This is a genomic window from ANME-2 cluster archaeon, from assembly GCA_014237145.1.
Classification (GTDB): domain Archaea; phylum Halobacteriota; class Methanosarcinia; order Methanosarcinales; family Methanocomedenaceae; genus Methanocomedens_A.
Genome location: JAAXOC010000053.1, coordinates 1 through 3,014 on the forward strand (window position 1 = coordinate 1; position 3,014 = coordinate 3,014).

Below are 3,014 nucleotides of genomic sequence, written 5' to 3' on the forward strand. Positions count from 1 at the left end.
CTTAAGGCGTAGCAGGCATTCACTTCCCGCGGAAGTGAATGTATCAGTGTAAATCTGCGTCTAATATTATTATTGAAATAATTTGATTTTAGAATTGTGGTATCCACTTCAAAAAGCATGGTATCTTGACCGGATTTACAGGATTTACAGGATATTAATATTGCCTCGTATCCTGTCGATCCTGTCGATCCTGTCGATCCTGCAAATCCTGTCCAATAATTTTTAAATTACCCTTTAATTTGAAGTGGATACGAATTGTGCCCTATTCCCTTCATAATCTGACACTTTGATGTTGACTTGACACTAGCCAATCAGGTCCATCAGTACAATTTTTTCTTCGTCCATAAACATGTGGCATGCTTCTCGCTGAAGTCTCAAAGTATTATATTATTTTGTAGAATTATGAATACTACAACAAAACCCATGCCACCGCCATATCCAAACAGCGTAACAAGAGGTATATACCATTCCACCACAACCATGTACTTATGAAAGATAATAATTTCCAATCAAACAAATCCAACACTCACGCCAGTACCGGTCCACTCAACACAGAAAACACATCACCCATCTCCCCATTGGTGAAAATAACCGGCGTCAGAATCAACTACTACCACATCTGCCACACCAAGCTCTGGCTCTTTTCCCACAACATCACCTTTGAGCATGAACACGAAAACGTCAAGATCGGCAAATTACTCCACGAAGACCGGTATAGCAAGTCCAAAAAAGACGTCACAATTGACAACACGATCAGTATCGATTTTGTGAAACAGCGTGGAGGCAAGATTGAACTCCACGAGATCAAAAAGACTAAAAAAATGGAGGATGCACACCTGCGCCAGATGCTCTACTACCTCTATTATCTCAAACAGAAAGGAATAGACGCGCAGGGCATTATGAACTATCCCTTACTGAACCAGACCAGGGATGTGATACTAACACAGGAGGACGAAAAGAACATCGAAGATGACATCCGCCGCATTGAAGAAATTGTTACAGGCAGGATGCCGCATCCAAAGCGCAAGCGTATCTGCCCCAAATGTGCATACTTCGAGTTCTGCTTCTGTGGTGAGGGCGGCGAATGATATAATTAGCTGTACATAAGACAATTTGAAAAGAGGAACAACTATGCGAACCGATTATTACATCATGCAGGACGGTATCCTGAAGCGAAAAGAGAACACTGTCTATTTTATAAACAAAGATGAACGGCGGGTTCTGCCCATAAATAAAATATACTCCATCTACGCATACGGGAAGTTGTCATTTTCATCAGGTGTGGTATCTTATCTTGCAAAGAACGGCATCCCTATACACTTTTTCAACTACTATGGTTTCTATGAAGGCAGCATGTACCCACGTGAGACCTCATCAGCGGTGACCTTGTAATAGACCAGGCTGCCCATTATCTCGATACTGAAAAAAGGATGCTGCTGGCAGGAATGTTCATTGAAGGGGCTTGCGGCAATATCCTCAAGAACCTGAAATATTATTCAAGAAGCCAGGAGGAGATACAGGAGAGTATAGATGCCTATGTGAGCTCGATCGAATCCGAGATCACACGCCTTCCTGATACCGGCACCATACCTGAGATGATGAACGTTGAAGGGCGCATACGGAATATATATTACAGTGCGCTGGATGAGATATTTCCTGAGGAGTACAGGATCGTGACCCGTACCCGCCGCCCGCCCGGAAATAAGATGAACACGCTGATCAGTTTCGGGAATTCGTTGATGTATACGACGGTGCTCTCAGAGATATATAATACCCAGTTGAATCCGACTATCTCTTACCTGCATGAACCGTTCGAGCGGCGCTTTTCCCTTTCTCTTGATGTGAGCGAGATCTTCAAGCCGATCATAGTGGATCGGATCATCCTGAAGCTGGTGAACAAGAATATGCTGGATGATGGCTGCTTTAAGGGTGAGATTGGTGATATGCTGCTGAGTGAGAAGGGTAAGAAGATATTTTTGCAGGAGTATAATGACAAGCTGGGTACGACTATCAAGCATAAGGGACTGAAACGGAACGTATCGTATAAGCGGCTTATCAGGCTGGAACTGTATAAGCTGGCAAAACATCTGCTTGGAGATGAGGAGTATAAGCCGCTGGTGATGTGGTGGTGAGGTTTTAATTTCACACCAACTATCTAAAATTCAAATGATTATATCCATAATGATTATAAAAAAAATCTTTTACAATTCCACAGGCCCCCATCCATGAAATTCCACAACCGCAAAGACGAACTACATGAATCAAACCTGCTCAAAAATGCCATGCCCTCAATGATTGCACCCACAGGACGGTGCAGGGTAGGCAAGACCGAATTGTATAGGGTGCTGATGTTTGATGCGGATCAGATCGCTAACTACCGGAGTGAATAAACATGTACGTGATAATCGTTTATGACGCTGGCGTAAAACGCCTGAACAAAGTGCGCATTTTCCTGAAACAGTACCTGAACTGGGTGCAGAACAGCGTGTTTGAGGGAGAGCTTACAAAAGCAGAATACTTGAGGATACGTTTGCGTTTGAAGGATTTGATCGATGAGGATGAGGACTGTATTTTTATCTATCGTGTAAGGTACCGGAAATATCTTGGAATCGATGAGCTGGGAACCCGGAAGGCTGAGATCGATACGATTATCTGATGTTTTTTCGTGGATCTTTATAAAGGGGATGCCAGATGAAGCATCCACGTAAACGAGTGTGGGGATTTTGGGTGAAATGAACGGTTTTATATAAGATAAAATCTGTTATTATTTATGAAAAAGCAGTATCAATATTGATGTATATTGCTTTTCAGGAAACTGAGTTTGGTGCCCGAAATTCGGCCGGATCGGCTTGGTTAAAATCAGACCTTAGAGGGATTGAAACGATGCACTAGTGTCAAGTCAACATCAAAGTGTTAGATTATGAAGGGAATAGGGCACAATTCTAAAATCAAATTATTTCAATAATAATATTAGACGCAGATTTACACTGATACATTCACTTCCGCGGGAAGTG

Annotated in this window: 3 protein-coding genes and 1 pseudogene; all 4 read left to right on the forward strand. The window is 42.5% G+C overall.

What is annotated here, in order from left to right:
- Window positions 1-569: 569 nt before the first annotated feature.
- Window positions 570-1,088 (forward strand): CRISPR-associated protein Cas4, encoded by a 519-nt coding sequence (gene cas4, locus HF974_07395; GenBank protein MBC2698151.1) that lies wholly within the window; start codon window positions 570-572, stop codon window positions 1,086-1,088.
- Between the two features lie 43 nt (window positions 1,089-1,131).
- Window positions 1,132-2,132 (forward strand): annotated as a pseudogene (cas1b, locus tag HF974_07400) (type I-B CRISPR-associated endonuclease Cas1).
- Between the two features lie 93 nt (window positions 2,133-2,225).
- Complete coding sequence (locus HF974_07405; GenBank protein ID MBC2698152.1) at window positions 2,226-2,390, forward strand: hypothetical protein; 165 nt, start codon at window positions 2,226-2,228, stop codon at window positions 2,388-2,390.
- 2 nt (window positions 2,391-2,392) lie between these two features.
- A complete protein-coding gene (cas2, locus tag HF974_07410; GenBank protein MBC2698153.1) occupies window positions 2,393-2,656 on the forward strand; it encodes a CRISPR-associated endonuclease Cas2 in 264 nt (87 codons plus the stop codon).
- The last annotated feature ends 358 nt before the right edge of the window (window positions 2,657-3,014 follow it).

What these genes read in the sequence shown, in the direction of transcription:
- HF974_07405 (MBC2698152.1), top strand. Translation starts at nt 2,226, where the DNA reads ATGAAATTCCACAACCGCAAAGACGAACTACATGAATCAAACCTGCTC.
- cas2 (MBC2698153.1), top strand. Translation starts at nt 2,393, where the DNA reads ATGTACGTGATAATCGTTTATGACGCTGGCGTAAAACGCCTGAACAAA.